Source organism: Stenotrophomonas sp. Steno-C15, from assembly GCF_056393265.1.
In genome coordinates this window covers 130,110-155,302 of sequence record NZ_JBWJPF010000007.1, presented here as the reverse complement: position 1 = coordinate 155,302, position 25,193 = coordinate 130,110, and the positions used below count along the sequence as shown (strand labels likewise).

The window sequence follows — 25,193 nt, the reverse complement described above, 5'->3', positions numbered from 1 at the left end:
ACGCGGCGCCAGGCGCCGCGTTCTCCGTTGACCCATCGGCCGGCCGATCAGGCCTTGGCGACGGCCTTCTTCGCCACGGCCTTCTTCGCCGGAGCCTTGGCCACGGTCTTCTTGGCAACCGGGGCAGCGGCGCCTACGGCGACCTTGCTCGCGGTGTGCGAACGGGCGTTGCCGTAGCTGGCGTTGTAGCGCTTGCCCTTGGCGGTCTTGCGGTCACCCTTACCCATGTCTTCAACTCCTCAAATGTGAAATCTGGTTACCCCGTGCTGACACGGGTTCGGCGGGGCCGCCTTGCTGGACGCCCCCGCGCACGATCGGAAAGCCTATCACGGAGCGCCTAGTGCGCGCAGCTGGCGTCGTGTACGTGGCTGTGGTTGAGCCGCAGATTGACCAGATGGGCAACGCCGACCAGCAGACCGCCAATGGTCATCACCACCGCGTGCGGCACGGCATTGTGATGCAGCGGGTCGTACAGAACCCCAGCCCACAGCGCGACCAGCCCGGGAATCAGGAACGCCAGCGCGCGCAGGGCGCCATGCCGGCGGTAGCCCCAGACAAGGCTGAACAGACCCAGCAGGGTCACGAACACGACCAGCGCCTGTTCAACGCCATCGCTGAGCCAGAACGACAGGCCCAGCGAAGGCGCTGCGGCCAGCAACACCGGAATCACCGCACAGTGCACTGCGCACAGCATCGATCCGGTGGCACCGAAACGGTCGAGCAGATGGCGCAGGTGGGAGGAGAGGGACATGACTTCCAGCAGGGTCGGCGAATCGTTATGGAATAATATAACATCCCTTCCTGGTCCGCACGATCTCCTCTCCCCCTGTCCCGCGACGGGATACGTGCGCTTCACAATTGATACACAGTAACAAGGACTTCTCGATGCCCGCCCCTTCCCTGCGGTTCAAGCCGCACACCCTCGCCCTGGCGCTCGCCGCGCTGCTGCCGTCCGCCGCATTCGCCGCAGCCGACGACGATGCGCACCGTGACCGCCACCTGACCGAGCTGTCGTCGGTGCAGGTCACCGCCTCGCCGCTGCAGGGCGATGCCGAGTCGCTGGCGCGGCCGGTCGAAGTGCTCGCCGGCGAGCGCCTGGACGAACAGAAGGCAGGCACCCTCGGCGATACGGTGGCCAAGCTGCCGGGCGTGCAGAGCACCTTCTTCGGCCCCGGTGTCGGTCGTCCGATCATCCGCGGCCAGGAAGGCCCGCGGGTGGCCGTGCTGTCCAACGGCATGGGCAACATGGATGCCTCCACCGTCAGCGCCGACCATGCCACCAGCATCGAACCGTTCCTGGCTGATCAGATCGAAGTGCTGAAGGGCCCGGCGACACTGCTGTTCGGCAGCGGTGCGATCGGCGGCGCGGTCAACGTCGTCGATGGCCGCATCGCCCGCGAGCTGCCCGACCGTCCGCTCAGCGGCCGCGCTGAACTGCGCGGCAACTCCGTCAATGACGAACGCAGTGGCATGTTCCGCCTCGACGGCGTCAGCGGCAACGTCGTGCTGCATGTCGACGGCCTGGTGCGCAACGGCGACGACTACCGCATTCCCGGCTACGCGGTGATCGACAGCCTGGAAGACCACCACGAAGACCATGACCACGACCACGCGGGCGAGGAAGGCGACGAGCCGCGCCGTGGCCGCCTGGACAACAGCTCCATCCGCACCCGGGCCGGTGGCGTAGGTGCCACCTGGCTGGGCGAGGGCGGCTACTTCGGCGTGTCGGCCAGCACCTATCGCACCAACTATGGCATCCCCAATGGGGCCCACGTCCACGCGGACGGCGACGATCATGACCACGATCATGATCATGATCATGATCACGGCGAGGAGGAGGAAGGCGGCGACGAGCATGACGTACGCATCGACATGGTGCAGAACCGCTTCGAGACCAAGGCCGGCATCTACAACCCGGTCTCGTTCCTGAAGAACATCAATGCCCGCGTGGCCTACACCGACTACGAGCATGTCGAGCTGGAGGCCGGCACGCCCTCCACACGCTTCACCAACCGCGGCATCGAAACCCGCCTGGAAGCCGTACAGCAGCAGGTCGGTGGCTGGGACGGCGCCTTCGGCGTGCAGTTCGGCAACAGCGATTTCGGCGCCAAGGGCGAAGAAGCATTCGTGCCGGACACCGGAACGAAAAACATCGGCCTGTTCGTGCTGCAGGAGAAGCAGTTCGGCCCGTTCAAGCTCGAACTCGGCGGCCGCCACGACCAGGTCAAGCTGGACCCGACCGGCGATTACCGCCGCCGGCAGTTCGATGCCACCAATCTGTCCGCGGCCGGCATCTGGAAGCTCAACGACGCGGTCGACCTGCGCATCGGCGTGGACAGCTCCGAACGTGCCCCCACCAATGAAGAGCTGTATGCCGCTGGCGCGCACATTGCCACCCGCTCGCTGGAAATCGGCGACGCCAACCTGAAGACCGAGCGCGGCCAGCGTGTCGAGCTGGGCATCCACACCCACAGCGATCGCCTGGACTTCTCCGCCTCGATCTACCAGACGAAGTTCAAGGACTTCATCTACCTGGCCGACACCGGCGTCACCGAAGGCCTGCCGGTGCGTGCATGGACGCAGCAGGATGCGGTGTTCAAGGGTGCCGAGGCGGAAGCCCTGGTGCATCTGTTCGAAGGCGTCGCAGGCGACTGGGATCTGCGCCTGTTCGGCGATTACGTGCAGGCCAAGCTGGACGGCAACGGCAGCCGCAACCTCGACATCGCGGTGCCGCACGGTGACCACAACCACAACTACACCGTGGAGCTGGCCAACACCGGCTACCTGCCGCGCATCGCCCCGGCCCGCGTTGGTGCCGACCTGCGCTGGGCGAAGGACGGCTGGCGCGCGTCGGTGGGCGCCGTGCGTTACAGCCGGCAGAAGGACGTGGCGCAGAACGAAGAGCCGAGCGACGGCTACACCCTGGTCGATGCGCACCTGGCCTACCGCTGGGATCGCAACGACAGCAACAGCTATGAGGTGTTCCTGGATGGCAGCAACCTGACCAACCGTGAAGTGCGCCCGCACACCTCGCTGCTGCGCGACTACTCGCCGCTGCCGGGCCGCGGTGTCGCATTCGGCATCCGTGCGTACTTCTGACCCCTCCAGCAGCAGGACGCCGTTCCACTGATCCCTGACGACGCTCGTTGTCGTTCTCTCCCGGGGGGCCTGCTGGCCCCCCGCTTTTTTTGGACCCGGTACGGCTTCGGACATGAGCCGCGCCGTGACGCTATCGATATGGCCTGGTGGCACCTCCCACCTGCCATGGATACGAATTCACACACCGATCACAAAGATGTGCGTAGGACAACAACCGGACAATCCCGTCACTCAATGTCTCGCACATCGGACACTTCTGTCCGAAAATGAACCCATGACCGCTCAACGCGCTGATGCCGCTGCCCGCCGTGCCCTCATTCTCGACGCCGCCGACCATGTGTTCGGGCAACACGGCGTCACCGCTCCGCTGGACCTGGTGGTCGAACGCGCCCAGGTGGGCCGGGCCACGCTGTACCGCAATTTTCCCGACCGCACCGCGCTGATCCAGGCCCTGCTGCAGCGTGCGGTCGACCGCATCCGCCGCCAGGTGGAGCAGCTGGGCGACCGTGACGACGCCCTGTTCGAGGTGTTCGAGGGGATGGCCCAGCGCATCATCGATTCACCTGCGCTGGCCGATTACTGGCGCGCCGTTGATTCGGACGTGCCCTCCATGCGCGCCGCGCGCGAGACCGTACGCGACCTGCTGGAAGCACCGATCCAGCGGGCCATCGCCGCAGGCCTGTGCCGTCCCGATCTGGAAAAAACGGATATTTCACTGATCTCCGGCATGCTGGGAGCGGCCCTTCGCGGCAAGACCCGTGACGAGCGCGCCCGTCTGGCCGGGCGTGCCCTGCAACTGCTGCGCGGAGGACTCCAGGGAGCAGCCAGCGGAGCACGCTGATGGTGCAGCCGTATCTGAAGCCGGTGCCGGACTGGGAGGAGCATGAGAAGCCCACCATGCCCGGATCGGCTTCCATGCCGTGGCACCCTCCGTACCGGCGTGCAGCCTATGCCCTGGTATCGCTGCTGGTGGCCATCACCGGCGGCCTCGGCAATGCGCTGGTCACCGCCAACCTGCCGTTCCTGCAGGGGCAACTGCAGCTCACCCCGACCCAGGGCAGCTGGCTGGTGGCCGCTTACGCGATGGTCAACGTCACCGCCAACCTGCTGGCCTTCAAGTTCCGCCAGCAGTACGGCATCCGCCTGTTCGCCGAGATCGGCCTGGGGCTGTATGCCGCGCTGGCCGTGCTGCACCTGTTCGTGGGCAGCTTCGAAACCACGATGCTGACGCGCGCGGCCAGCGGTTTCGCCGGTGCGGCGTGTTCGACGCTGGGTACGCTGTACATGCTGCAGGCGTTGCCGCGGCGCTTCACCGGCAACCTGCTGGTGATCGGCGTCGGTCTGTCGCAGCTGGCGGTTCCGCTGGCCTGGATCGTGTCGCCCGGCCTGGTCGATACCGGGCAATGGCACCAGCTGTATTCCTTCGAAGCAGGGCTGGCGCTGTGTGCGTTCGCGGCGGTGGTGGTGCTGAAGCTGCCGCCAGGCGTGCAGATCAAGGCCTTCGAGCCCATGGATTTCCTCACCTTCAGCCTGCTTGCCCCGGCGGTTGCGCTGCTGGTGGTGGTGCTGGCCCAGGGCTACACGCGCTGGTGGCTGGACACACCGTGGCTGGGCTGGGCGCTGGTCGCCTCGATCGCATTGTCGACCACCGCCTTCATCATCGAGCACTACCGGCGCAATCCACTGCTGCAGACGCGCTGGCTGGCCAGCCTGCCGGTACTGCACTTCATCGTGGGTGCGTTCCTCATCCGCTTCCTGACCACCGAGCAGTCCTACGGCGTGGTCAGCCTGATGCGCACGCTGGGCATGGGCCCGGACCAGCTGCGCCCCTTGTTCGTGGTGATTCTGGCAGGGGTTGTCACCGGTATCATCGGTACCGCCGTGACCTTCGGCCCGAAGCGGCTGATCCCGCAGCTGCTGATGGCGATCCTGCTGCTGGGTTCGGCGGCGTTCTTCGACCAGAACCGCACCAGCATGGACCGTCCCCACGATTTCTACCTCAGCCAGTTCCTGGCCTCGGTCGGTGCCGGGATGTTCATGGGCCCGCTGATCATGCTGGGCATCTCCGCCGCCCTGAAACAGGGTGTGGACCACATGATCACCTTCCTGGTAACGCTGTCGATCACCCAGACGCTGGGCGGGCTGGCCGGCTCGGCGCTGCTGGGAACCTTCCAGCTGCATCGCGAACAGCTGTATTCCAGCGCGCTGACCAGCCAGCTTGATCCCGCCGACCCGGTGGTGGCGCAGCGCCTGCGCATCCAGCAGCAGCTGTACGCCGCGCAGATCACCGATCCGGTGCTGCGCAGCGCGCAGGGCACCGCGCAGCTGGCACAGACGACGCGCCGCGAGGCCAATGTCCGTGGGTTCAATGATGTGTTCACCCTGAGCGGCTGGCTGGCGATCGGCTTCCTGTGCTGGTTGCTGCTGCTGTCGCTGCGTACCGCCGTGCTCAAGCAGTGGCGCAAGCGCCATCCGCCCTCCTCCGCTGCGGCCTCCCCCGCAGCGCCCCGCTGAGTCCTTCGCCATGCCTCCCGTCCCGCCCCGTCCCGACGATGCCGACAACGTGACTCCACCGCCGCCAACCGACGCGGCACCTGCGCCCACGCCGGTTGAGCCGGCGGTCGCGCCGAAGTACCTCAGACCCAGTGCGCGCAGCGTGGCAGTGATGGTGGTGGTGGCCCTGCTGGGCATCGCACTGATCCTGCGCGCGTGGCACCTGTGGCCGTTTGCCAGCAGCGTGATGGTCACCGACAACGCCTACGTGCGCGGGCAGATCACGGTGATGGCACCCCAGGTCAATGGCTATGTGACCGAGGTGCTGGTGAAGGACTTCCAGCACGTGAAGAAGGGCGAACCACTGCTGCGCATCGATGACCGCATCTATGCGCAGCGCGTGGCGCAGGCACAGGCCACGCTGGACAGCGCGCGCGCGGCGTTGGCCAACTCCGATCAGTCGCAGGCGCAGAACCGCGCGCAGATCGCTGCGGCCCAGGCCACCCTGTCCGCCGGCAAGGCCGAGCTTGAGCGCTCCCGCAACGAGCTGAAGCGATACGAGCAGCTCGCCGCACAACGCCTGGTATCGATCAATGACCGCGACCGCTTCCGCACGACCCAGGCGTCGGCGCAGGCCAGCGTGCAGCAGTCGCAGGCGCAGATCCGCATCGCCGAGGAAACGCTGATCTCCACCCAGGTGGCACGCAAGAGCCTGGAGGCACAGGTGGAAAGCGCACAGGCGCAACTGGAACTGGCACGCATCGACCTGGCCAATACCGTGATCCATGCGCCGCGCGACGGGCAGATCAGCGAGGCCAGCGTGCGGACCGGCCAGTACGTGGCCGCCGGCTCGCAGCTGCTGTTCCTGGTGCCCGACGCGCTGTGGGTGGTCGCCAACTACAAGGAGGGCCAGACCTGGCAGATGCGCATCGGCCAACCTGCGACGTTCGCCGTGGACGCGTTCCAGGGCCAGGTGCTGCGCGGCCATGTGGAGCAGATCGCCCCCGCCACCGGCTCGGAATTCAGCGTCCTGCGCCCGGACAATGCCAGCGGCAACTTCACCAAGGTGGTGCAGCGGCTGCCGATCCGGATCTCGATCGATCCGGGGCAGGAGCTGGCCGCGCGACTGCGTCCCGGCATGTCGGTGATCGCACGGGTGGATACGGCGGCCGAGCCTGCGCCGGCCCGGTAGGGTCGAGCTCGTGAAACGGGGTCAGATTCCTTTTTCCAAGGCAAAAGGGATCTGACCCCAATCCCACCGGCCGCTCAGCCTGCGCAGCGGGCGCAGAGTCCGTGCACTTCCAGCGTCTGCGCCTGCGGCTGGAAGCCGAGCTCCTTGGCCCGCTTCTCCAGCTGGCCGACGATCTCGCGGTCTTCCAGCTCCACCGCGCTGTGGCAGCTGTTGCAGATCAGGAACGGCACCGAATGCGCCGCACTGCTGGGGTGGTGGCAGGCCACGAAGGCATTCACCGATTCCAGCTTGTGCACGAAGCCATTGGCCATCAGGAAGTCCAGCGCGCGGTACACGGTGGGCGGGGCATCGGCACCCACACCCTTGCCGTTGCGCACCCATTCCAGCAGCTCGTAGGCCTTGACCGGCTTGCCGGCTTCGGCGATCAGCTTCAGTACGTTGGCGCGGATGGGGGTCAGGCGCAGCCCGCGTTCGCGCGAGACACGCTCGACCACCGCCACGAAATCCGATGCGTCATGGACGTGGTGGTGGGGGGCGGTACAGGCAGTGGCAGTCTTGGCGGGCATGCGCGTTCTCCGGTTCGGCCTGGCAAGGATGCCTCAGACCGTTGCTACCTTGGTAATGGCCGCGTCGATGCGTTTCAAGGCCTGCTCACGGCCGGCCAGGTACACGGTGTGGGAAATGTCAGGGCTGACCTGGGTACCGGTGATGGCCACGCGCAGCGGCTGGGCGACCTTGCCCATGCCGATCTCCAGCGCGGCGGCCGTGTCGTGCAGGGCCGTGCCGACCGCTTCGGCCGTCCATTCCGGCAGCGCCGCCAGCAGTTCACGGGCCTTGCCCAGGGCGACCTCGGCCCCGGCCTTGAAGTGCTTGGCCACTGCGGCTTCGTCGTAGTCGTTCAGCGGCTGGTACCAGACCACGGCCTTCTCGGCCATTTCCTTCAGGGTCTGCACGCGTTCACGCAGGGCGATCACCACGTCTACCGGTGCCGGGCCCGCCGCCACGTCCAGGCCCAGCTTCTGCAGCTGGTAGACCAGGTGCGGCACGATGTCGGCCGGCTCCACGGTCTTCAGGAAGTGCTGGTTGACCCAGCCCAGCTTGGCCATGTCCAGGCGCGACGCCTTGGAGTTGCAGTCCTTCACATCGAACAGGTCGATCAGTTCCTGGCGGGTAAACAGTTCCTGGTCACCATGCGACCAGCCCAGGCGGGCCAGGTAGCTCAGCAGTGCGTCCGGCAGGTAGCCGGCATCCCGGTACTGCATCACGTCGGCGGCGCCGGTGCGCTTGGACAGCTTGGCGCCCTGCTCGTCCAGGATCATCGGCATGTGGCCGAACTTCGGCACCGGTGCACCGATGCCTTCGTACAGGTTGATCTGGCGCGGCGTGTTGTTGATGTGGTCGTCACCGCGGATGACCTCGGTGATGCCCATGTCCCAGTCATCCACCACCACCGCGAAGTTGTAGGTGGGATAGCCGTCCGGACGGAAGATGACCATGTCATCCAGTTCGCTGTTGGCGATCTCGATCCGGCCCTTGATCAGGTCATCGAACACCACCGTACCCTGCAGCGGATTCTTGAAGCGGATGACGCGGTTCGGGTCGTCCCGGTACGGCAGGCCCAGCTCGCGCGCGGCACCGTTGTAGCGCGGCTTTTCCTGCCTGGCCATGGCGGCTTCGCGCATCGCGTCCAGCTCTTCCCGGGTTTCATAGGCGTAGTAGGCCTTTCCGTCGGCAATCAGCTGCTCGGCGACTTCCCGGTAACGGGCCACCCGGTCGGTCTGGTAGATCGGACCTTCGTCGTAGTCCAGGCCCAGCCACTCCATCGCCTCCAGGATGGCGTCGATCGCCCCCTGGGTGCTGCGTTCACGGTCGGTATCCTCGATGCGCAGCACGAACTCGCCGCCGCGGTGGCGGGCCTCCAGCCAGCAGTACAGCGCGGTGCGGGCGCCACCGATATGCAGATAACCGGTAGGACTGGGGGCGAAGCGGGTGCGGCAGGTCATGTGGGGCTCGAGGAACGGGAATTCCCCGATTTTACCACCAGCCCCGCGCCGGCACGGAGGGACGGACGGGGTCCGCCCCTCCGGCTCACGTCACGGCTGCGGCTCGGCCTTGCGCGGGAACGACTGCTCTCGCATCGCCGCGTTGTAGGCAAAGGAGGCCACGATGGCCGCTGCCTGCTTGAGATCTTCGGGCTCGGCGTGGTCCCAGGTGTCCAGATGGCTGTGGTGGACATTGGTGAAGTAATCCAGCCGGTCCTGGATGAACTGGAAGCCGGGCAGGCCGATGCGATCGAAGCTGATGTGGTCGGTGCTGCCGGTGTTGCGGGTCGCCACCGTGGTGGCGCCGACATCATGGAACGGGGCGAGCCAGGCCTCGAAGATCGGCATCGCCGCCAGGTTCTCCTGCGCGTAGATGCCACGGAAGCGGCCGGAGCCGTTGTCCATGTTGAAGTAGACCTGGAACTTGCTGTAGTCGCGGGTCTTGCGCAGCGGTCCGGTGGGGTCGCGCAGCGAGGCCGGCAACGCCTTCTGCGCAGCGTCCACCGGTTCCGGGAACTGGCCGAAGTGCTTGGCGACGTAGGCCTGCGAGCCGATCAGGCCCTGCTCCTCGCCGCTCCACAGCGCCACCCGGATGGTGCGCCGGGGCTTGGCACCGGTGGCCTTGAGGATGCGCATGGCTTCCATCATCACCGCCACGCCGGCCGCGTTGTCGGCCGCGCCGGTGCCGCTGTGCCAGGAATCGAGGTGCGCGCCGATCATCACCACCTCATCCGGCCTGCTGCTGCCCCGGATCTCCGCCAGCGTGTTGTAGCCGGGCTGATCGCTGTCGTCGGTGAAACGCGCGCTCACGTCCACCCGCAGGCGCACGGGCTGCTTGGCCTCCAGTGCACGCACCAGCGGATTGAAGTGCTCGGCGATCATCGCCAGCTCCGGAATGCCGACCGATTCCCCGGCCTTGCGCGAGCCACCACCGGCCACGCGGATGATGCCGTTGTCCCAGCTGCTGATGCTGATCGAGGCCAATGCGCCTTCCTCGACGAAGAAGGCGTTGACCTTGGCCGCCAGCGCCTGCCGCTCCTGGTACTCCTTCACCCGCTTGGCGCGCTCGGCGGTGGCGTCCTTGTCCTTGGGCAGGGTGAATTCCTGCAGTCCCTCCAGCGAGGTGGCGTCGTGACGATGCGAGTCCGGCTCGGTACCCCGCTTGTACTCGCGCGCCTCGCCGAGCAGCAGGATCTTCCCGCGCAGCTTGCCGCGGTACTTCTCGATGTCTTCCGGCTTCTTGATGTCCACCTGTACCAGCTCGCCCTCGACCGGTCCTCCGGTGCCCGGCGTCCAGGCCTTGGGCAGTGCGTGCAGCGGCATCACGCGGTCGCCGAGCATCTCCACGCTGGCCGAGGTGAACTCCCAGCCACGGCCGAAGTCATCGAACGCTTCGTCGTGGACATTGTCCAGCTTCCATTCGGTGAACTTGCTGCGGGTCCACGCGTTTGCGCGCCCCATCGCCGGGGAGTTGGTCAGGCGCGGCCCGATGCGCTCGGTGAGATAGCTGAAGGTGTCCATCACCTGCGAGCGATGGAACGCCTCCTGGCGGATGCGGCTGACCATGTCCAGGTCCACCGGCTCGCGCTGCTGCGCCGTCGCATTGCCGCTCATTGCCAGCGCAACCGCCAGCACACCCCACTTCAGCACATCCCACCCCTGCCCTTCGGCTCGATCATCAACCCCTGAAGTCTAGCCAGCGGGGGCGCCCGCCCCCCGTCCCATCGGTCATGGGCGGTGCAGGCGCCTCATCCGCTCCAGCCCAGCCACAGCTGGGCGCGCATGGGCAGCAGCAGCAACCAGTGCCGCCGGTCGATGCTGCTGCAGCCGTAAACCGCAGCATGCGCAGGCCAGTCGCCGGGCAGGCCGGCGATGCCGATCTCGGCCAACGCCCCCGGCCCGGCCTTCCAGGGCCGGTAGCACGGCACCTTTCCACCCAGCACGCCGCGTCCCTGCCGTGCACCGTCCAGCCACTCCAGCCCCTGCCCCAGCAATCCTTCGCAGGTGGCCGCTGCCAGCTGGAAGCGGACCAGGCCGGGGGCGATCCGTGCCCCCGGCAGGGCCGCCAGCACGCCATGCGCCTGCAGCAGTGCATCCACTTCGAGCAGAGCCGGAATGCCCTGCTGGGCTCTCAGCCGCAATCCCTGGCGCCATCCCATCGCGATCTCCTCACTTTGCTTCCGCGCCCAGCGCATACCAGTCCACGCGGCGGGTCACCCACATCGCCAGCGCCAGAATCACGAACAGCAGCAGCGAGCCCATCAGCAGCGCGTTGTTCTCCGAGACCAGCAGCCCGTAAAGCGCGCCATACAGCACGGTCAGCAGCGCGGCGAAGCCCAGGCCGCGCTTCCAGTGACCGAGCACGTTGGCCAGATACACCGCCTGCACGCCGATGCAGGCCGCCGCCGAGACCAGATAGGCCTTCCAGAAGGCGATGTGCTCGGACAGGCTGATCAGCAGCAGGAAGAAGATCGCCAGCGCCAGGCCCACCATCAGGTACTGCAGCGGGTGGATGCGCAGCGATCTGATCAGCTCGAACAGAATGAAGCCGACGAAGGTGAGCAGCACGAACAGCACGCCATACTTGGAGGCGCGATCCGCCTGCGTGTAGGCGTCGACCGGATCGACCAGCGACACGCTCACCGCCTGCGACGCCACCGCGCCATCGCTGCGCAGCTGGCGCTGGGCATCGGAGGCCAGCGAGGACACCGCCCAGCGTGCGTCGAAGCCCTGCGCATCGACGCGGCGTTCGTTCGGCAGGAAGGCGCCGGCGAAGGATGGATGCGGCCAGCGCGAACGCAGTGCGATGCGGTTGTCATCGCCTACCGGCACGACCGACAACATCCGGCTGCCGTCCAGCCGCAGCTCCAGCTCCACCGTGCTTGCTGCCAGCTGTCCACCCTGCACCCCGGCAAAGCCCGCCACGGGGGCATGCAGGCCGCGCCCCAGTTCCGCAGCGGCGCCGACACCCGGCAGCAGGCGCACCTGGCGGCCATCCACGCGCAGGTTGGGCGTCCCGACCAGGCCACGCGCGTCAGACACGCCCAACGCCACATAGGGCTGGCCATAGGTCCGGCCTGGCTTGACCGGATAGTCGTCAGCCGCGAAAGAGGCCTTCAACTGGCCGTTCCAGCTGTACACCGGCACCTTGAACAGCCCGACCTCACGCTGGCTGGGCAGCATCTCGCCGCCAACGTCGAGCGAGGCCGGCATCTGCAGCCAGTGCCCTTCGCTGACCTGCACCTCGGTCTTCTTGTTGCCCTTGGCGTCGACGACTTCCACCTGCTGGCGCTCCACCCACGGCACCACCCGCACCGGCCCCACCAGCTGCTGCGCGCCGGCGCGGCTGTCAGCGACCCGCGCGAAGGCTTCGTCGCGGTATTGGCTGCGCTCGTTGATCACGCTGCGGATCATCATCAGCGGAATCAGCAGCAGCAGGATCAGTCCGCCGACAATGGCGAACCGCAGCAGCATCTTCAGGGATTTCATGGTCCATCCTCGTTGGAGAGGGCTGCAGCATGGACCGTCGCGGTGAGCGGGGTTTGTGGCGAATTTGAAGCGGATGTGAAGTCAGCGCCGCGTGCGCGGGCCGGGCATGCCCAGCGGCAACCACAGGCTGGCCACGGTCCCGCCGCCGTCGCGGGCCTGCAGCTGGACACGGCCATCGTGCAGGCGCGCTACTTCCTGCACGAACGGCAGCCCAAGGCCGGAGCTGCGGCGGCCACTGCCGGGACGGGCCAGCGAGTAGAAGCGCTCGAACACGCGGTCACGGGCATAGTCGGGAATGCCGGCCCCCCGGTCGGCCACCTGCAGGCGCACGCCGCCGTCCTCAACCTGTGCCTGCAGCACCACCTCCGTCCCCGATGGAGAGAAGGCAACCGCGTTGTCGACCAGGTTGTTCAGCGCCTGCCGCAGCAGATAGGCATCACCCCGCACGCTCAGATCCGCCACGGCATCAGTGCGTACCTCGACGCCGGCCGCCTGCGCGCGCACCTGCGCGGCTGCGACGGTCTGCTGCAGCAGGTCCGGCAGTGCGATCGGCGCACGCGTCTGCAGCCAGCCATGCTGCTCCACTTCGGCCAGCGCCAGCAGCTTGTCGATGGTTTCGGTCAACCGCTCCTGCTGCTCGAGGATGCTGCGCGCGAAGCGCGCACGGTCGGCATCGGCCATCGGTTCCTGCAGCAGCTCGGCGGCACCGCGTATCGCGGCCAGTGGGCTCTTCATTTCGTGCGTCAGCGACTGCACGTACTGCTCGACGTAGGCCTTGCCTTCGAGTTTGCGCCGCATGGTCTCCAGCGCCTGGCCGAGATCACCGATCTCATCGCGGCGGCGGCGTGGCGGCGGCACCGGCTCACCGGCGGTGACCGCGCGCGCATAACGGCTGAGCTGGCCCAGGCCGGTGGTCAACCACATCGTCACCAGCACCCCGACCAGCGCCGAGAGCCCGATCAGCCATGCGCCGCGTTCGATGATGGCGCGCTGGCTGGCCGCAATGAACGGATCGATGCTGCGGTTGGGCTGGGCCAGGGTGAGCACGCCGATGAGAGTGCGGCCATCGCCCGGGTCGTACACCGGCGCGGCCACATGCATCACGGTGTTGCCCTCCTCGCCCGGCGTCTCCGGGCTGGAGCGGGCGCCGTACTCGCCGCGCAGGGTGCGGTAGACATCGTTCCAGCGCGAGTTGTCACGACCGACGTCGCGGCCCAGCGAATCGTAGATCACGATGCCTTTCGCATCGGTGATCGTCACCCGGTAATCGAGGGCGCGCTTGGGAAAGCGCCACACCATCGCTTTCAGGTCACGCTGCCGCGCCTTGGCCAGGTTGCGGGTGAAACTGCCGCTGTTGATGGTGCCTGCCTTGACGTCCGCCGCCGCCATCTCGGCCAGCACGTTGGCCGCATCGACCAGGGTCGATTCCATCGCCTGGCGCACGCCCGGCTTCACTTCGTTGACGAACACGCGCATGACGAAGAACGCGGCGATGCCCACGATCAGGAAGAAGCCCAGGAACAGCTTCATCACCAGACGCATCGCTCACGCCTCCAGGGCGTAGCCCAGGCCACGGTGGGTCCGGATCGGGTCGGTGCTGGCGCCGGCCGCGCGCAGCTTGGCTCGCAGGGTCTTGACGTGCGTATCGACCGTGCGGTCGGCGCTGTCGGCACTGCTGTCCCAGCCGCGATCCATCAGCTGGGCGCGGCTGAGGATGGCCCCGGGGCGTTGCAGCAGGGCTTCCAGCAGGGCGTACTCGTAGCGGGTCAGGTCCAGTGCCTGGCCGTGGAAGCGGACACGCCGGCCCTCCCGGTCGATGGCGAAGGCGCCATGCGTCTGCCAGCCCGCATCGGTGTCACTGGCAGCAGGCGCCGCCCGCCGCAGCCGCGCGCGCACCCGCGCCACCAGCTCGCGCGGCGAGAACGGCTTGGCCATGTAGTCATCGGCGCCCAGCTCCAGGCCCAGTACCCGGTCCAGCTCGTCGTTGCGGGCGGTCAGGAAGATCACCGGCAGCTGCGCCTGCGGACCGGGCAGCGCACGCAGCCGACGACAGACCTCGAAGCCGCTCAGGTCCGGCAGGCCCACGTCCAGCACCACCACATCGATGCCACCGTCCCGCAACCGCTGCAGGGCATCGCTGCCGAGCAGGCAGTGACTGGCCAGGTAGCCCTCGCTGCGCAGCGCGTAGAGCACGGTTTCGGCGATGGCGGCTTCGTCCTCGACCACCAGGACATGGGCAACGGGAGCTGTCATGGCGCGCAGCATAGCCGCTGCGGCCGCCGCCCCGTACACTGCCCGCATGAATTACCGCCATGCCTTCCACGCCGGCAACCATGCCGATGTCCTCAAGCACATCGTGCAGCTGGCCCTGATCGACAGCTTCAAGCGCAAGGACAGCCCGTTCTTCGTGCTGGACACCCACGGCGGCGCAGGCCGCTATCTGCTGGCCAGCGAAGAGAGCCGCAAGACGCTGGAGGCCGAATCCGGGGTCATGCGCCTGATGGCGCAGCCGAAGCTGCCGGACGTGGTCGAGCGCTACCTGAAGGCCGTGCAGGCCGACAATCCGGTCGGCGCGCTGACCAACTACCCCGGCTCGCCCCTGCTCACCGCCCAGGCCATGCGTGCGCAGGACCGGATGGCGGTATGCGAGCTGCAGGAAGACGAAGTGGGCACGCTCAAGGCCCTGTTCGCCCATGACAGCCGGGTCGGCGTGCACCCGGGCGACGGCTATGCACTGCTGCGCTCGCTGCTGCCGCCGAAGGTCAACGGCAGCAAGATCGGCCGCGGCCTGGTGCTGATCGACCCGCCCTACGAGGCCCAGGACGCCGAGTACCAGCGCATCCTGGCAGCACTGGCCGAGACGCTGGCGCGCTGGCCGCAGGCCACCTGCGCGGTGTGGTTCCCGATCAAGCAGCGCCGCACGATCCTGCATTTCCTGCGCAAGGCCACTGCCCTGCCGGTCAAGTCGGCAGTGACCATCGAGTTCCTGGTACGCCCCGACGACTCACCGCTGCGCCTCAACGGCAGCGGCATGCTGGTGCTCAACGCCCCCTGGCAGTTCGACCGGGCGGTCGGTCCGGCCCTGCCGGCGCTGCGCCAGCACCTGGGTGAGCCCGGCGCCAGCACCCGCCTGGATTGGCTCAAGGCACCTGAATAATGGCCTTCACGAGGCTGTACGCCCGTGAGCCTTTTGTTCACGGAAGACAGCCCCGGTGATGCCACAATCGATGGACCACCAAGGAATCACCCGGTATGGCCACTCGCAACCGCATGCCGCCCTGGCATGAGATCTTCAAGGCTCCCAGCGGCCACGAGCTGCTGATCCGCCCCATCCGCCCGGAAGACAGCGCGCCGCTGCAAGCGGCCTTCAGCCTGTTCGGGCCGGAAGAAATCCGCGACCGTTTCCTGCAGGCGGTGACCGAGCTGTCACCGGAAACCACGCAGCGCCTGACCCATCCGAATCCCAAGACCGAGATCACCCTGGTCGCGGCCGAGTCCCTGCCCGCCGGTGAGGCCGTGGTCGGTGCGGTCGCCCGGGCCTCGATCATCCCCGGCACCCGCGAAGCCGAGTACGCGATCCTGATCAGCCGCTTCCTCATCGGCCAGGGCCTGGGCCGGCAGCTGATGCGCAAGCTGGTGAAGTGGGGCCGGGGCAAGTACCTGGATCGCCTGTACGGCGATGTGGCGGCCGAGAACGAGCCGATGAAGCAGCTGGCCGCCTCGCTGGGCTTCAAGCCCGTTCCGCACCCGAACGGCACCGAAGGGCTGGTGCGCATGGTGCTGGAACTGGACAACTGACGGTGACGCCGGGCGCCGCCCGGCGATGCCGTTGCAGCCACTGCGCACGCCGGGCATGGCCCGGCGCTGCCCGCTCACGCAGCAATCATGGGGCGGGTGGAGGCTTCTGCTAAAATCCGCGGTCCATGTCGCGTACTTCATACCCCGCCCCGCCGCTGCCGCGCGCCGGCCAGCTCCGCGCCTGGTGGCGCGCCCCCGCTTCACCGACCGCCCTGGCCTGGTACCTGGCCCAGGCGGCGCGCGCGCATGACGCGCCGTTGCTGGTGGTTGCCCGTGACAACCACGGCGCCAACCAGCTCGAAGCCGATCTGCAGACCCTGCTGGGCAACGATCCCGCGCTGCCGGTGATCGCCTTCCCGGACTGGGAAACCCTGCCCTACGACCGCTTCAGCCCGCATCCGGACATCATCTCGCAGCGCCTGGCGGCCCTGCACCGCCTGCCTGCGCTCAAGCGCGGCCTGGTGGTGGTGCCGGTCCAGACCCTGCTGCAGCAGCTGGCCCCGCGCAGCTACGTGATCGGCGGCAGCTTCGACCTGAAGGTCGGCCAGCGCCTGGACCTGGAGGCCGAGAAACGCCGCCTGGAGAGCGCGGGCTACCGCAACGTGCCGCAGGTGATGGACCCCGGTGACTTCGCCGTGCGCGGCGGCCTGCTCGATGTGTTCCCGATGGGCGCCGACGAGCCCTTGCGGGTGGAGCTGCTGGACGAGGACATCGACTCGATCCGCGCCTTCGACCCGGAAAGCCAGCGCTCGCTGGACAGGGTCGAGTCGGTGCACATGCTGCCCGGCCGCGAAGTACCGATGGATGAGGCCAGCATCGGCCGCGTGCTGGCCACCCTGCGTGAGCGCTTCGATGTCGACACGCGCCGCAGCGCGCTGTACCAGGACCTCAAGTCCGGGTTGGCCCCGGCCGGCATCGAGTACTATCTGCCGCTGTTCTTCGATCGCACCGCCAGCCTGTTCGACTACCTGCCTGCCGGCAGCCTGCCGGTGGTGTGTGCCGGCGCCGGCGAAGCCGCCGATGCGTTCTGGGCACAGACCGGCGAACGCTACGAGCAGCGCCGCCACGATGTCGAGCGCCCGCTGCTGCCGCCCTCGGCGCTGTACCTTTCGCCTGAGCAGCTGCGCGAGCGGCTGAACGACGCGCCACGCATCGAAGTGTGGGCCGCCGACCATGCACGCATCGCCGATGCACATGCGCTGGGCGACCAGCCCCTGCCGGCGCTGCCGGTAGCGGCCCGCGAAGCGCCCGCTGGCGACGCGCTGAAATCCTTCCTCGGCCACTACCCCGGCCGGGTATTGATCGCCGCAGATTCACCGGGCCGCCGCGAAGCCCTGCTGGAAGTGCTGCAGGCGGCCGAACTGAAGCCGCCGGTGGTTGCCGACCTGCCCGCCTTCCTCGCCAGCGATGTGCGCTTTGCCATCACCGTGGCGCCGCTGGAAGATGGCTTCGCCCTGGACGATCCGCGCCTGGCGGTCCTGACCGAACGCCAGCTGTTCCCCGAGCGCGCCGGTAGTACCCGCCGCACGCGCCGCGCCGGCCGCGAACCGGAAGCGATCATCCGTGACCTGGGCGAGCTGACCGAAGGCGCGCCGATCGTGCACGAGGATCATGGCGTGGGCCGTTATCGCGGCCTGATCGCGATGGACGTCGGTGGCATGCCGGGCGAGTTCCTGGAAATCGAGTATGCCAAGGGCGACCGCCTGTACGTGCCGGTCGCACAGCTGCACCTCATCAGCCGCTACTCCGGCGCTTCCGCCGAGACTGCCCCCCTGCATTCGCTCGGGGGCGAGCAGTGGACCAAGGCCAAGCGCAAGGCCGCCGAGAAGGTGCGCGACGTCGCCGCCGAACTGCTGGAAATCCAGGCGCGCCGGCAGGCACGTGCCGGACTGGCCCTGCAGGTCGACCGCGCGATGTACGAACCATTCGCTGCCGGCTTCCCGTTCGAGGAGACACCCGACCAGCTGGCCGCCATCGACGCGACCCTGCGCGACCTCGCCAGCAGCCAGCCGATGGACCGCGTGGTGTGCGGCGATGTGGGCTTCGGCAAGACCGAGGTCGCCGTGCGCGCCGCGTTCGCCGCTGCCAGTGCCGGCAAGCAGGTGGCGGTGCTGGTGCCGACCACGCTGCTGGCCGAACAGCACTACCGCAACTTCCGCGACCGCTTCGCCGATTACCCGCTCAAGGTGGAAGTGCTGTCGCGCTTCAAAAGCACCAAGGAGATCAAGGCCGAACTGGAGAAGGTCGCTGCCGGCACCATCGATGTCATCGTGGGCACCCACCGCCTGCTGCAGCCGGACGTGAAGTTCAAGGATCTGGGCATGGTCATCGTCGACGAGGAACAACGGTTCGGCGTACGCCAGAAGGAGGCGCTGAAGGCGTTGCGTGCCAACGTGCACCTGCTGACCCTGACCGCCACGCCGATCCCGCGCACGCTGAACATGGCCATGGCCGGTCTTCGCGACCTGTCGATCATCGCCACGCCGCCGCCGAACCGGCTGGCGGTACAGACCTTCATCACGCAATGGGACAACGCGCTGCTGCGCGAGGCCTTCCAGCGCGAACTGGCGCGTGGTGGCCAGCTGTACTTCCTGCACAACGACGTGGAGAGCATCGGCCGCATGCAGCGCGAGCTGTCCGAACTCGTGCCGGAAGCGCGCATCGGCATCGCCCATGGCCAGATGCCGGAGCGCGAACTGGAAAAGGTGATGCTGGATTTCCAGAAGCAGCGCTTCAACGTGCTGCTGTCGACCACGATCATCGAGTCGGGCATCGACATCCCCAACGCCAACACCATCATCATCAACCGCGCTGACCGCTTCGGCCTGGCCCAGCTGCACCAGCTGCGCGGCCGCGTGGGGCGTTCGCACCACCGCGCCTACGCCTACCTGATCACGCCTGACCGCCGTGCGATCACCCCGGATGCCGAGAAGCGCCTGGAAGCCATCGCCTCCATGGACGAGCTGGGCGCCGGCTTCACCCTGGCCACGCACGATCTGGAAATCCGCGGTGCCGGTGAACTGCTCGGCGAGGACCAGAGCGGGCAGATGGCCGAAGTCGGCTTCAGCCTGTATACCGAGCTCCTGGAGCGCGCGGTACGCAGCATCAAGCAGGGCAAGCTGCCGGACCTGGATGCCGGCGAGGAAGTGCGCGGTGCCGACGTCGAGCTGCATGTGCCGGCCCTGATTCCGGAAGACTACCTGCCGGACGTGCATACCCGCCTGACGCTGTACAAGCGCATTTCCAGCGCGCGCGACAACGATGCGCTGCGCGAGCTGCAGGTCGAGATGATCGATCGCTTCGGCCTGCTGCCGGACCCGGCCAAGCACCTGTTCGCGGTTGCCGAGCTGAAGCTGCGGGCCAACGCGCTGGGCATCCGCAAGCTGGACCTGGGCGAGAACGGTGGCCGCATCGTGTTCGAATCGAAGCCGGACATCGACCCGATGGCCGTGATCCAGCTGATCCAGAAGCAGCCGAACCTGTATGCGATGGAAGGCCCGGACAAGCTCCGCATCAAGCACCCGCTACCCTTGCCGGAAGACCGCTTCAATGCGGCCCGCGCCCTGCTGACGACCCTCGCCCCGGGTTGATTTCCCACCGCCACCACCCCGCACCGGCCCCACCCGGTGCGGGCGGACGACCATGCTGCCTGACGCCGTACCCGCCCCCGACCTGCTGCACGCACAGGCCTGCCTGATCGATGCCCTGGCCATGTCGCTGCAGATGCGCGATGCCTACACCCGCCATCACTGTGACCGGGTCGGCCGGCTGGCCCAGCGCCTGGCCGTGCACTGCGACCTGGACCAGGAGGCCGGCACGCGGGTCGCGCTGGCCGCGCGATTCCATGACATCGGCAAGATCGGCATTCCCGACGACGTGCTGCTGAGCCCTCGCCGGCACACCGAACAGGAGCGCGCGATCATGCGTGAGCATCCCGTGCGCGGCGAGCACATCTTCCTGACCACCGGCCGCAGCGATGCCGCCGCGGTGGCCAGGCTGATCCGGGCCCATCACGAGGCATTCGACGGCAGCGGCTATCCCGACGGCCTGCACGGCGAGCACATCCCGCTGGGCGCGCGCATTGTCACGCTCGCCGACGCCTACGATGCGATGACCAGTGATCGTCCGTACCGGGCGGCGATGGCGCACGGAACGGCACTGCGCATCCTCGATGACCAGGCCGGCGGCCTGGTCGACCCCTACGTGCTGCGGCGCTTCCATCGCCTGCTGGCGCAGGAACCTGCGCTGGCCTGAGATCCGGCGCCACCGGGCGAACAGACAAAAGGCCCGGCTTGCGCCGGGCCTTTCGCATCACGCTTCACGTGTGATCGGTTACCAGATCACCACGCGCTTGTCGTCGGCACGCACCATCGCGTCACCGGCCTTGCACTGGAACGCAGCCGCGAACGACGGCATGTTCGAGGGCGCACCGTTGGCGCGGAAGTTGGCCGGCGCGTGCGGATCGGTGTTCAGGCGCACGCGCAGTTCGCCATCGGTGAAGTTGCGACGCCACACGGTGGCCCAGTTCATGAAGAAGCGCTGGTCCTGGCTGTAGCCATCGACCTCGACGTTCGCCTTCGGATCTTCCTTCAGCGCCATCTGCAGCGCGTCATAGGCAACGGTCAGGCCGCCCAGGTCGCCGATGTTCTCGCCCAGGGTCAGCTTGCCCTTCACATTCACGCCGGGCACCGCTTCGTAGCCATCGAACTGCGCGACCAGCTGGTCGGTACGTTCGGTGAACGCCTTGCGGTCGGCATCGGTCCACCAGTTGTCGAAGTTGCCGTTGGCGGCGAACTGGCTGCCCGAATCGTCGTAGCCGTGCATCATCTCGTGGCCGATCACCGCGCCGATGCCGCCGTAGTTCAGTGCCGGATCGGCCTTGGCGTCGAAGAACGGCGCCTGCAGGATCGCTGCCGGGAACACGATCTCGTTCTTGGTGGCGTTGTAGTAGGCGTTGACGGTCTGCGGCGTCATGCCCCACTCGGTCCTGTCCACCGGCTTGCCGATCTTGTCCAGCATGTAGCGGTAGTTGAACGCACGCGCCGCCTGCATGTTGCCGAGGTAGCTGTCGCCGTTGGTCTGCAGGCCTGCCCAGTCACGCCACTTGTCCGGGTAACCGATCTTCGGGGTGAAGCTGGCCCACTTCTCCAGTGCCTTCTTCTTGGTTTCCTCGCCCATCCACGGCAGCTGCTCCAGGCGCACCTTCAACGCCTGCGACAGGTTTTCCACCAGGTGCTGCATGGCCACCTTCGACTCGGCCGGGAATACGGCGTCGACGTACAGCTGGCCCAGCGCCTCGCCCATGCCGCCGTTGACCGACTCCAGCACGCGCTTCCAGCGCGGCTGCATTTCCTTCTGGCCACGCAGGGTGGTGCCATAGAAATCGAAGTTGGCCTTCTCGAACTGGCTGCTCAGGTACGGCGAGGCGTCGTCGATGGTGTGGAAGCGCAGGTAGGCCTGCCAGGTGCTGGCCGGCACATCGGCCAGCATCTTGTCCATCTCGGAGAAGAAGCCCGGCTGGGCCAGCGAGAACTTCTGCGCGGCCGGCACCTTCAGGGTGTCGAACAGCGCGGTCCAGCTGAAATTCGGGGTCAGCCTGTCGGCGTCGGCAGCACTGAGCGGGTTGTAGCGCTTGGCCGGGTCACGCATTTCGATGCGCGACATGGACGCCTTGGCCAAGCGGGTTTCGAAGGCCATCACGGCCTTGGCCTGCTCGGCGGCCTGCGCGGCGTCCACGCCGGACAGGGTCAGCACCTGCGCGATGTAGGCCACGTAGGCGTCGCGGATCCTGGCCTGCGCATCATCGAAGTAGTAGCCCTTCTCCGGCAGGCCGAGGCCGCCCTGGCCGACGTAGGCGATGACATTGGCCGAATCCTTGTAATCGGCATTGGCGAACAGCGAGAACAGCACGCCCTTGCCCTCGGCCTGGCTGTCGCGCAGGTACTGGGTGAGGGTGGCGGTGTCCTTCAGCGCGGCGATCTTGTCGAGCTGCGGCTGCAGCGGTGCCAGGCCCGCAGCCTCGATCTTCGCTTCGTCGTTGCCGGTCTTCCAGATGTCGCCGATCTTGGCTTCCACCGAACCGGTCTTGGCCTGGCTGGCGGCAGCCTGCTGTACCAGCGCATGCTGCACTTCCAGCGAGCGCTCGCGCAGGATTTCGAAGCTGCCCCAGGTGGTCTGGTCGCCCGGTACCGGATTGGCCTTCAGCCACTTGCTGTTGACGAAGCCATTGAGGTCGGTGCAGGCCGCGATGGCCGGATCGAGATCGGCGCTGTTGAGCGAGATCAGCGGCGTCTTGATCTGTGACAGGTCGAAGGCCGGCGTAGCGTCGGCACTGGTCGCCGGTGCAGTTTCGTTCTTGCCACACGCGGCCAGGGAGGCGGCGATGGCGATGGTCAGGCCCAGCGGGGCCAGGTTGCGGACGTTCATGAGGCTCTCCTGCGGGTAATTCCACAGGGTAGACGGGGACGCCCGCGGCAGGGACCGGCCAAAGGTCACAGAGCGCTCGTCATGTGGCGCCGAGCCCTGCTCTGCGCCACAAAAAGCGAAGGCCGGCGTGCGCCGGCCTTCCGATTCCTACTTGGCCTTGCCCTGGTTGGCTACGGCCTCAGCGGCCTTGCGCGCCGCTTCCGGGTCGCCCAGGTAGCGGAACGACTGCACGGTCAGGTCATCGTTCAGTTCGAACAGCAGCGGAATGCCGGTCGGAATGTTCAGCTCGAGGATTTCCTCGCGCGAAACATTGTTGAGGTACTTGTACAGCGCGCGCAGCGAGTTGCCGTGGGCGGTGACCAGCACCGTCTTGCCGTCCTTCAGCTGCGGCGCGATGGCGTCGTGCCAGTACGGCAGCACGCGGTCGAGGGTGGTGGCCAGCGATTCGGTACCCGGCAGCGCGTTGCGGTCCAGCCCGGCGTAGCGACGGTCGTGGATCGGATGGCCCGGGTCTTCCAGATCCATCGGCGGCGGCGGGATGTCATAGGAGCGACGCCACACCTTGACCTGCTCCTCGCCGTGCTTTGCAGCGGTCTCGGCCTTGTCCAGGCCCTGCAGGCCGCCGTAATGGCGCTCGTTAAGACGCCAGGATTTGTTCACCGGCAGCCAGTCCTGCTCCAGCTCGGCCAGGGCGCCCTGCAGGGTGTGGATGGCGCGCTTCAACACCGAGGTGTGGGCGACGTCGAACTGCAGGCCTTCCTCGCGCATCAGGCGGCCAGCGGCGGCCGCTTCCCGGCGCCCCTGCTCCGTCAGGTCGACATCGACCCAGCCGGTGAAGCGGTTGTCCAGGTTCCACTGGCTCTGGCCATGGCGCAACAGTACGAGTTTACGGGTCACTGCAGGATCTCCAACGCGAGGAAAGGCAGGCCGCCATTGTAGCCCCGGGGCCGCTCACCGTGCCGTGGCGCGGCCCATGCGATGCTGTGATCGATGAATACCGTGATTGATCCCGGGCGCTGGCAGGGCAGCGTCGCCGCCGCACGCGAGCAACAGCTGCGGCTTGCGGCGCGGGTGGAGCGCAGCGACCGGCTGCCGGGTACCGTACGCTGGCTGGCCGGGCTGGACGTCGGCTTCGAGGACGACGGCCGCACCACCCGCGCCGCAGCGGTGCTGCTGGATGCCGCCACCCTGCAACCGGTGGCCCGGGAGATCGCCCGCATTCCCACGGTGATGCCTTACATCCCCGGCCTGCTCAGCTTCCGCGAGCTGCCCGCCCTGCTCGCTGCACTGGCCCTGCTGCCGCGTTCGCCGGACCTGGTCTTCGTCGACGGGCACGGCATCAGCCATCCGCGACGGCTGGGCGTGGCGGCGCACCTGGGCGTCGTCACCGATCTGCCGAGCATCGGCGTGGCCAAGTCGAAACTGGTCGGTCGCTTCGTCGAGCCCGCAGACGAGGCTGGCGCGCATACGCCCCTGCTCGATGGCGATGAACAGCTCGGCTGGGTGCTGCGCAGCAAGGTCCGCTGCAGGCCGCTGTTCGTCGCTGGCGGGCACCGCATCGGCGCCGATACCGCACTGCAGTGGGTGCAGCGCACGCTGCGTGGCTATCGCCTGCCGGAGCCGACCCGCCTGGCGGATCGGCTGGCGTCGCGACGGGACGCGTAGCGGCAGATCAGTGGTGCACGTGGCCGCGATGGCCCTGCGCGTCCTCGCCGTGGTCGTGATCGTGCCGCGCATCCGGTGCGGCCGCACTGGGCGGCGCGGGATCTCCGCATGCCTCTCCGCAGTGATCCGCTTCAATCTGCAGGGTCACATGCTCGATGCCGAAGTCATCGTGCAGGCGACCTCCCAGCTCACGGCGCAGCACGTCGGCGTCGGTACCGTCGCGCATCACGACATGCGCGGTCAGCGCCGGCGTGCTCGAGGCCAGTGCCCACACATGCAGGTCATGCACGTCCAGCACCGCGGCATGGCCGGACAGGCTGTCGCGGACCTTCGCCACATCCATGCCCTTGGGCACGCCTTCCAGCAGCACGTTGATCGCCTCGCGCATCAGCACATAGGTGCGTGGCAGCACCCACAGGCCGATCAGCACCGCCAGGATCGGGTCGATCGGCTGCCAGCCGGTCCAACGGATCAGCAGCGCGCCGACGATCACCGCCACCGAGCCGAGCATGTCGGCCCACACTTCCAGGTAGGCACCTTTGACGTTGAGGCTTTCACCGCTGCCGGCCTGCAGCAGGCGCATCGAGATCAGATTGATGACCAGGCCGGCGGCGGCGATCACCAGCATGCCGGTGGAGGCAATCTCCTGCGGTTCGCGGAAGCGGCCGACCGCTTCCCACAGGATGTAGCCGGCCACCACGAACAGCATCGCGCCATTGATCATCGCGCCAAGGGCTTCCAGCCGCGCATAGCCATAGGTGCGGCGCGCGTCCGGCGGACGCCGGCTCAAGCGCACCGCGACCAGCGCGATCATCAGTGCGAGCGCGTCGGTGGCCATGTGGGCCGCATCGGACAGCAGCGCCAGGCTGTTGGTCCAGAACGCGCCGACGACTTCGACGACAAGGAAGGTGGAAGTCAGCCCCAACGCCCACCACAACGGCTTCTCGTGGCGGATCTGGGACGGCAGGTGATCGTGGTCGTGGCCCATG

General features: G+C 67.6%; 21 protein-coding genes. 9 read left to right on the top strand and 12 right to left on the bottom strand.

Annotated features, from left to right (window positions below):
* Nucleotides 1–47: 47 nt before the first annotated feature.
* Nucleotides 48–227, bottom strand: coding sequence for a 30S ribosomal protein THX (locus AC06FB_RS08325; RefSeq protein WP_004150462.1), 180 nt, complete (start codon nt 225–227; stop codon nt 48–50).
* Nucleotides 228–337: 110 nt separating this feature from the next.
* On the bottom strand, nt 338–751 hold the full coding sequence (locus AC06FB_RS08320; protein ID WP_053518754.1) for a MerC domain-containing protein: 414 nt from the start codon (nt 749–751) through the stop codon (nt 338–340).
* 134 nt (nt 752–885) lie between these two features.
* On the opposite strand from AC06FB_RS08320, the gene AC06FB_RS08315 reads away from it, so the two are divergent.
* The 4 genes from AC06FB_RS08315 to AC06FB_RS08300 all read left to right on the top strand — a co-directional run bounded on the left by AC06FB_RS08315 (nt 886) and on the right by AC06FB_RS08300 (nt 6,784).
* The gene (locus tag AC06FB_RS08315) at nt 886–3,099 is read left to right on the top strand and encodes a TonB-dependent receptor (RefSeq protein WP_478053570.1); all 2,214 of its coding nucleotides are present in this window, start codon (nt 886–888) and stop codon (nt 3,097–3,099) included.
* Between the two features lie 274 nt (nt 3,100–3,373).
* Complete coding sequence (locus AC06FB_RS08310; protein WP_053518751.1) at nt 3,374–3,940, top strand: TetR/AcrR family transcriptional regulator; 567 nt, start codon at nt 3,374–3,376, stop codon at nt 3,938–3,940.
* Nucleotides 3,940–5,613 carry an MFS transporter gene (locus tag AC06FB_RS08305; RefSeq protein ID WP_065174667.1) on the top strand — a complete coding sequence of 558 codons (1,674 nt, stop codon included), beginning with the start codon at nt 3,940–3,942 and terminating at the stop codon, nt 5,611–5,613. The genes AC06FB_RS08310 and AC06FB_RS08305 overlap by 1 nt, the downstream gene beginning before the upstream one ends.
* 10 nt (nt 5,614–5,623) lie before the next feature.
* On the top strand, nt 5,624–6,784 hold the full coding sequence (locus tag AC06FB_RS08300) for an HlyD family secretion protein (RefSeq protein ID WP_193395620.1): 1,161 nt from the start codon (nt 5,624–5,626) through the stop codon (nt 6,782–6,784).
* 74 nt (nt 6,785–6,858) lie between these two features.
* On the opposite strand, the gene AC06FB_RS08295 is transcribed toward AC06FB_RS08300, so the two are convergent.
* From AC06FB_RS08295 to creB, 7 genes are all read right to left on the bottom strand, one after another.
* Nucleotides 6,859–7,350 (bottom strand): Fur family transcriptional regulator, encoded by a 492-nt coding sequence (locus AC06FB_RS08295; protein ID WP_053517393.1) that lies wholly within the window; start codon nt 7,348–7,350, stop codon nt 6,859–6,861.
* Between the two features lie 33 nt (nt 7,351–7,383).
* On the bottom strand, nt 7,384–8,787 hold the full coding sequence (gltX, locus tag AC06FB_RS08290; protein ID WP_053517391.1) for a glutamate--tRNA ligase: 1,404 nt from the start codon (nt 8,785–8,787) through the stop codon (nt 7,384–7,386).
* Between the two features lie 90 nt (nt 8,788–8,877).
* Nucleotides 8,878–10,476 (bottom strand): M20/M25/M40 family metallo-hydrolase, encoded by a 1,599-nt coding sequence (locus AC06FB_RS08285; protein ID WP_263177841.1) that lies wholly within the window; start codon nt 10,474–10,476, stop codon nt 8,878–8,880.
* A gap of 98 nt (nt 10,477–10,574) precedes the next feature.
* Nucleotides 10,575–10,985, bottom strand: coding sequence for a hypothetical protein (locus AC06FB_RS08280; RefSeq protein WP_461287654.1), 411 nt, complete (start codon nt 10,983–10,985; stop codon nt 10,575–10,577).
* A 10-nt stretch (nt 10,986–10,995) separates the two neighbouring features.
* Nucleotides 10,996–12,315, bottom strand: coding sequence for a cell envelope integrity protein CreD (gene creD, locus AC06FB_RS08275; protein ID WP_461287653.1), 1,320 nt, complete (start codon nt 12,313–12,315; stop codon nt 10,996–10,998).
* 81 nt (nt 12,316–12,396) lie between these two features.
* The gene (gene creC / locus AC06FB_RS08270) at nt 12,397–13,857 is read right to left on the bottom strand and encodes a two-component system sensor histidine kinase CreC (protein WP_461287652.1); all 1,461 of its coding nucleotides are present in this window, start codon (nt 13,855–13,857) and stop codon (nt 12,397–12,399) included.
* 3 nt (nt 13,858–13,860) lie between these two features.
* Nucleotides 13,861–14,580 (bottom strand): two-component system response regulator CreB, encoded by a 720-nt coding sequence (gene creB, locus AC06FB_RS08265; protein ID WP_164150769.1) that lies wholly within the window; start codon nt 14,578–14,580, stop codon nt 13,861–13,863.
* Between the two features lie 34 nt (nt 14,581–14,614).
* On the opposite strand from creB, the gene AC06FB_RS08260 reads away from it, so the two are divergent.
* The 4 genes from AC06FB_RS08260 to AC06FB_RS08245 all read left to right on the top strand — a co-directional run bounded on the left by AC06FB_RS08260 (nt 14,615) and on the right by AC06FB_RS08245 (nt 20,367).
* Nucleotides 14,615–15,472: a 23S rRNA (adenine(2030)-N(6))-methyltransferase RlmJ gene (locus AC06FB_RS08260; protein ID WP_128990187.1), complete on the top strand. Its 858-nt coding sequence runs from the start codon at nt 14,615–14,617 to the stop codon at nt 15,470–15,472.
* A 95-nt stretch (nt 15,473–15,567) separates the two neighbouring features.
* On the top strand, nt 15,568–16,113 hold the full coding sequence (locus AC06FB_RS08255) for a GNAT family N-acetyltransferase (protein WP_053517384.1): 546 nt from the start codon (nt 15,568–15,570) through the stop codon (nt 16,111–16,113).
* Nucleotides 16,114–16,238: 125 nt separating this feature from the next.
* Nucleotides 16,239–19,703 (top strand): transcription-repair coupling factor, encoded by a 3,465-nt coding sequence (gene mfd, locus AC06FB_RS08250; RefSeq protein ID WP_193395624.1) that lies wholly within the window; start codon nt 16,239–16,241, stop codon nt 19,701–19,703.
* A 52-nt stretch (nt 19,704–19,755) separates the two neighbouring features.
* Nucleotides 19,756–20,367 (top strand): HD-GYP domain-containing protein, encoded by a 612-nt coding sequence (locus tag AC06FB_RS08245; RefSeq protein ID WP_253118979.1) that lies wholly within the window; start codon nt 19,756–19,758, stop codon nt 20,365–20,367.
* A gap of 78 nt (nt 20,368–20,445) precedes the next feature.
* Here AC06FB_RS08245 and AC06FB_RS08240 read toward each other — a convergent pair whose 3' ends face one another.
* Both AC06FB_RS08240 and gpmA read right to left on the bottom strand, forming a co-directional pair.
* Nucleotides 20,446–22,539, bottom strand: a complete 2,094-nt coding sequence (locus AC06FB_RS08240; RefSeq protein WP_193395625.1) for a M13 family metallopeptidase — start codon at nt 22,537–22,539, stop codon at nt 20,446–20,448.
* 147 nt (nt 22,540–22,686) lie between these two features.
* Nucleotides 22,687–23,436: a 2,3-diphosphoglycerate-dependent phosphoglycerate mutase gene (gpmA, locus tag AC06FB_RS08235; RefSeq protein ID WP_014036448.1), complete on the bottom strand. Its 750-nt coding sequence runs from the start codon at nt 23,434–23,436 to the stop codon at nt 22,687–22,689.
* A 93-nt stretch (nt 23,437–23,529) separates the two neighbouring features.
* Between gpmA and nfi the strand changes: the two genes are divergently transcribed.
* Nucleotides 23,530–24,204, top strand: a complete 675-nt coding sequence (gene nfi / locus AC06FB_RS08230) for a deoxyribonuclease V (RefSeq protein ID WP_164150765.1) — start codon at nt 23,530–23,532, stop codon at nt 24,202–24,204.
* A gap of 7 nt (nt 24,205–24,211) precedes the next feature.
* On the opposite strand, the gene AC06FB_RS08225 is transcribed toward nfi, so the two are convergent.
* A complete protein-coding gene (locus tag AC06FB_RS08225; RefSeq protein ID WP_053517376.1) occupies nt 24,212–25,192 on the bottom strand; it encodes a cation diffusion facilitator family transporter in 981 nt (326 codons plus the stop codon).
* Between the last annotated feature and the right edge of the window lies 1 nt (nt 25,193).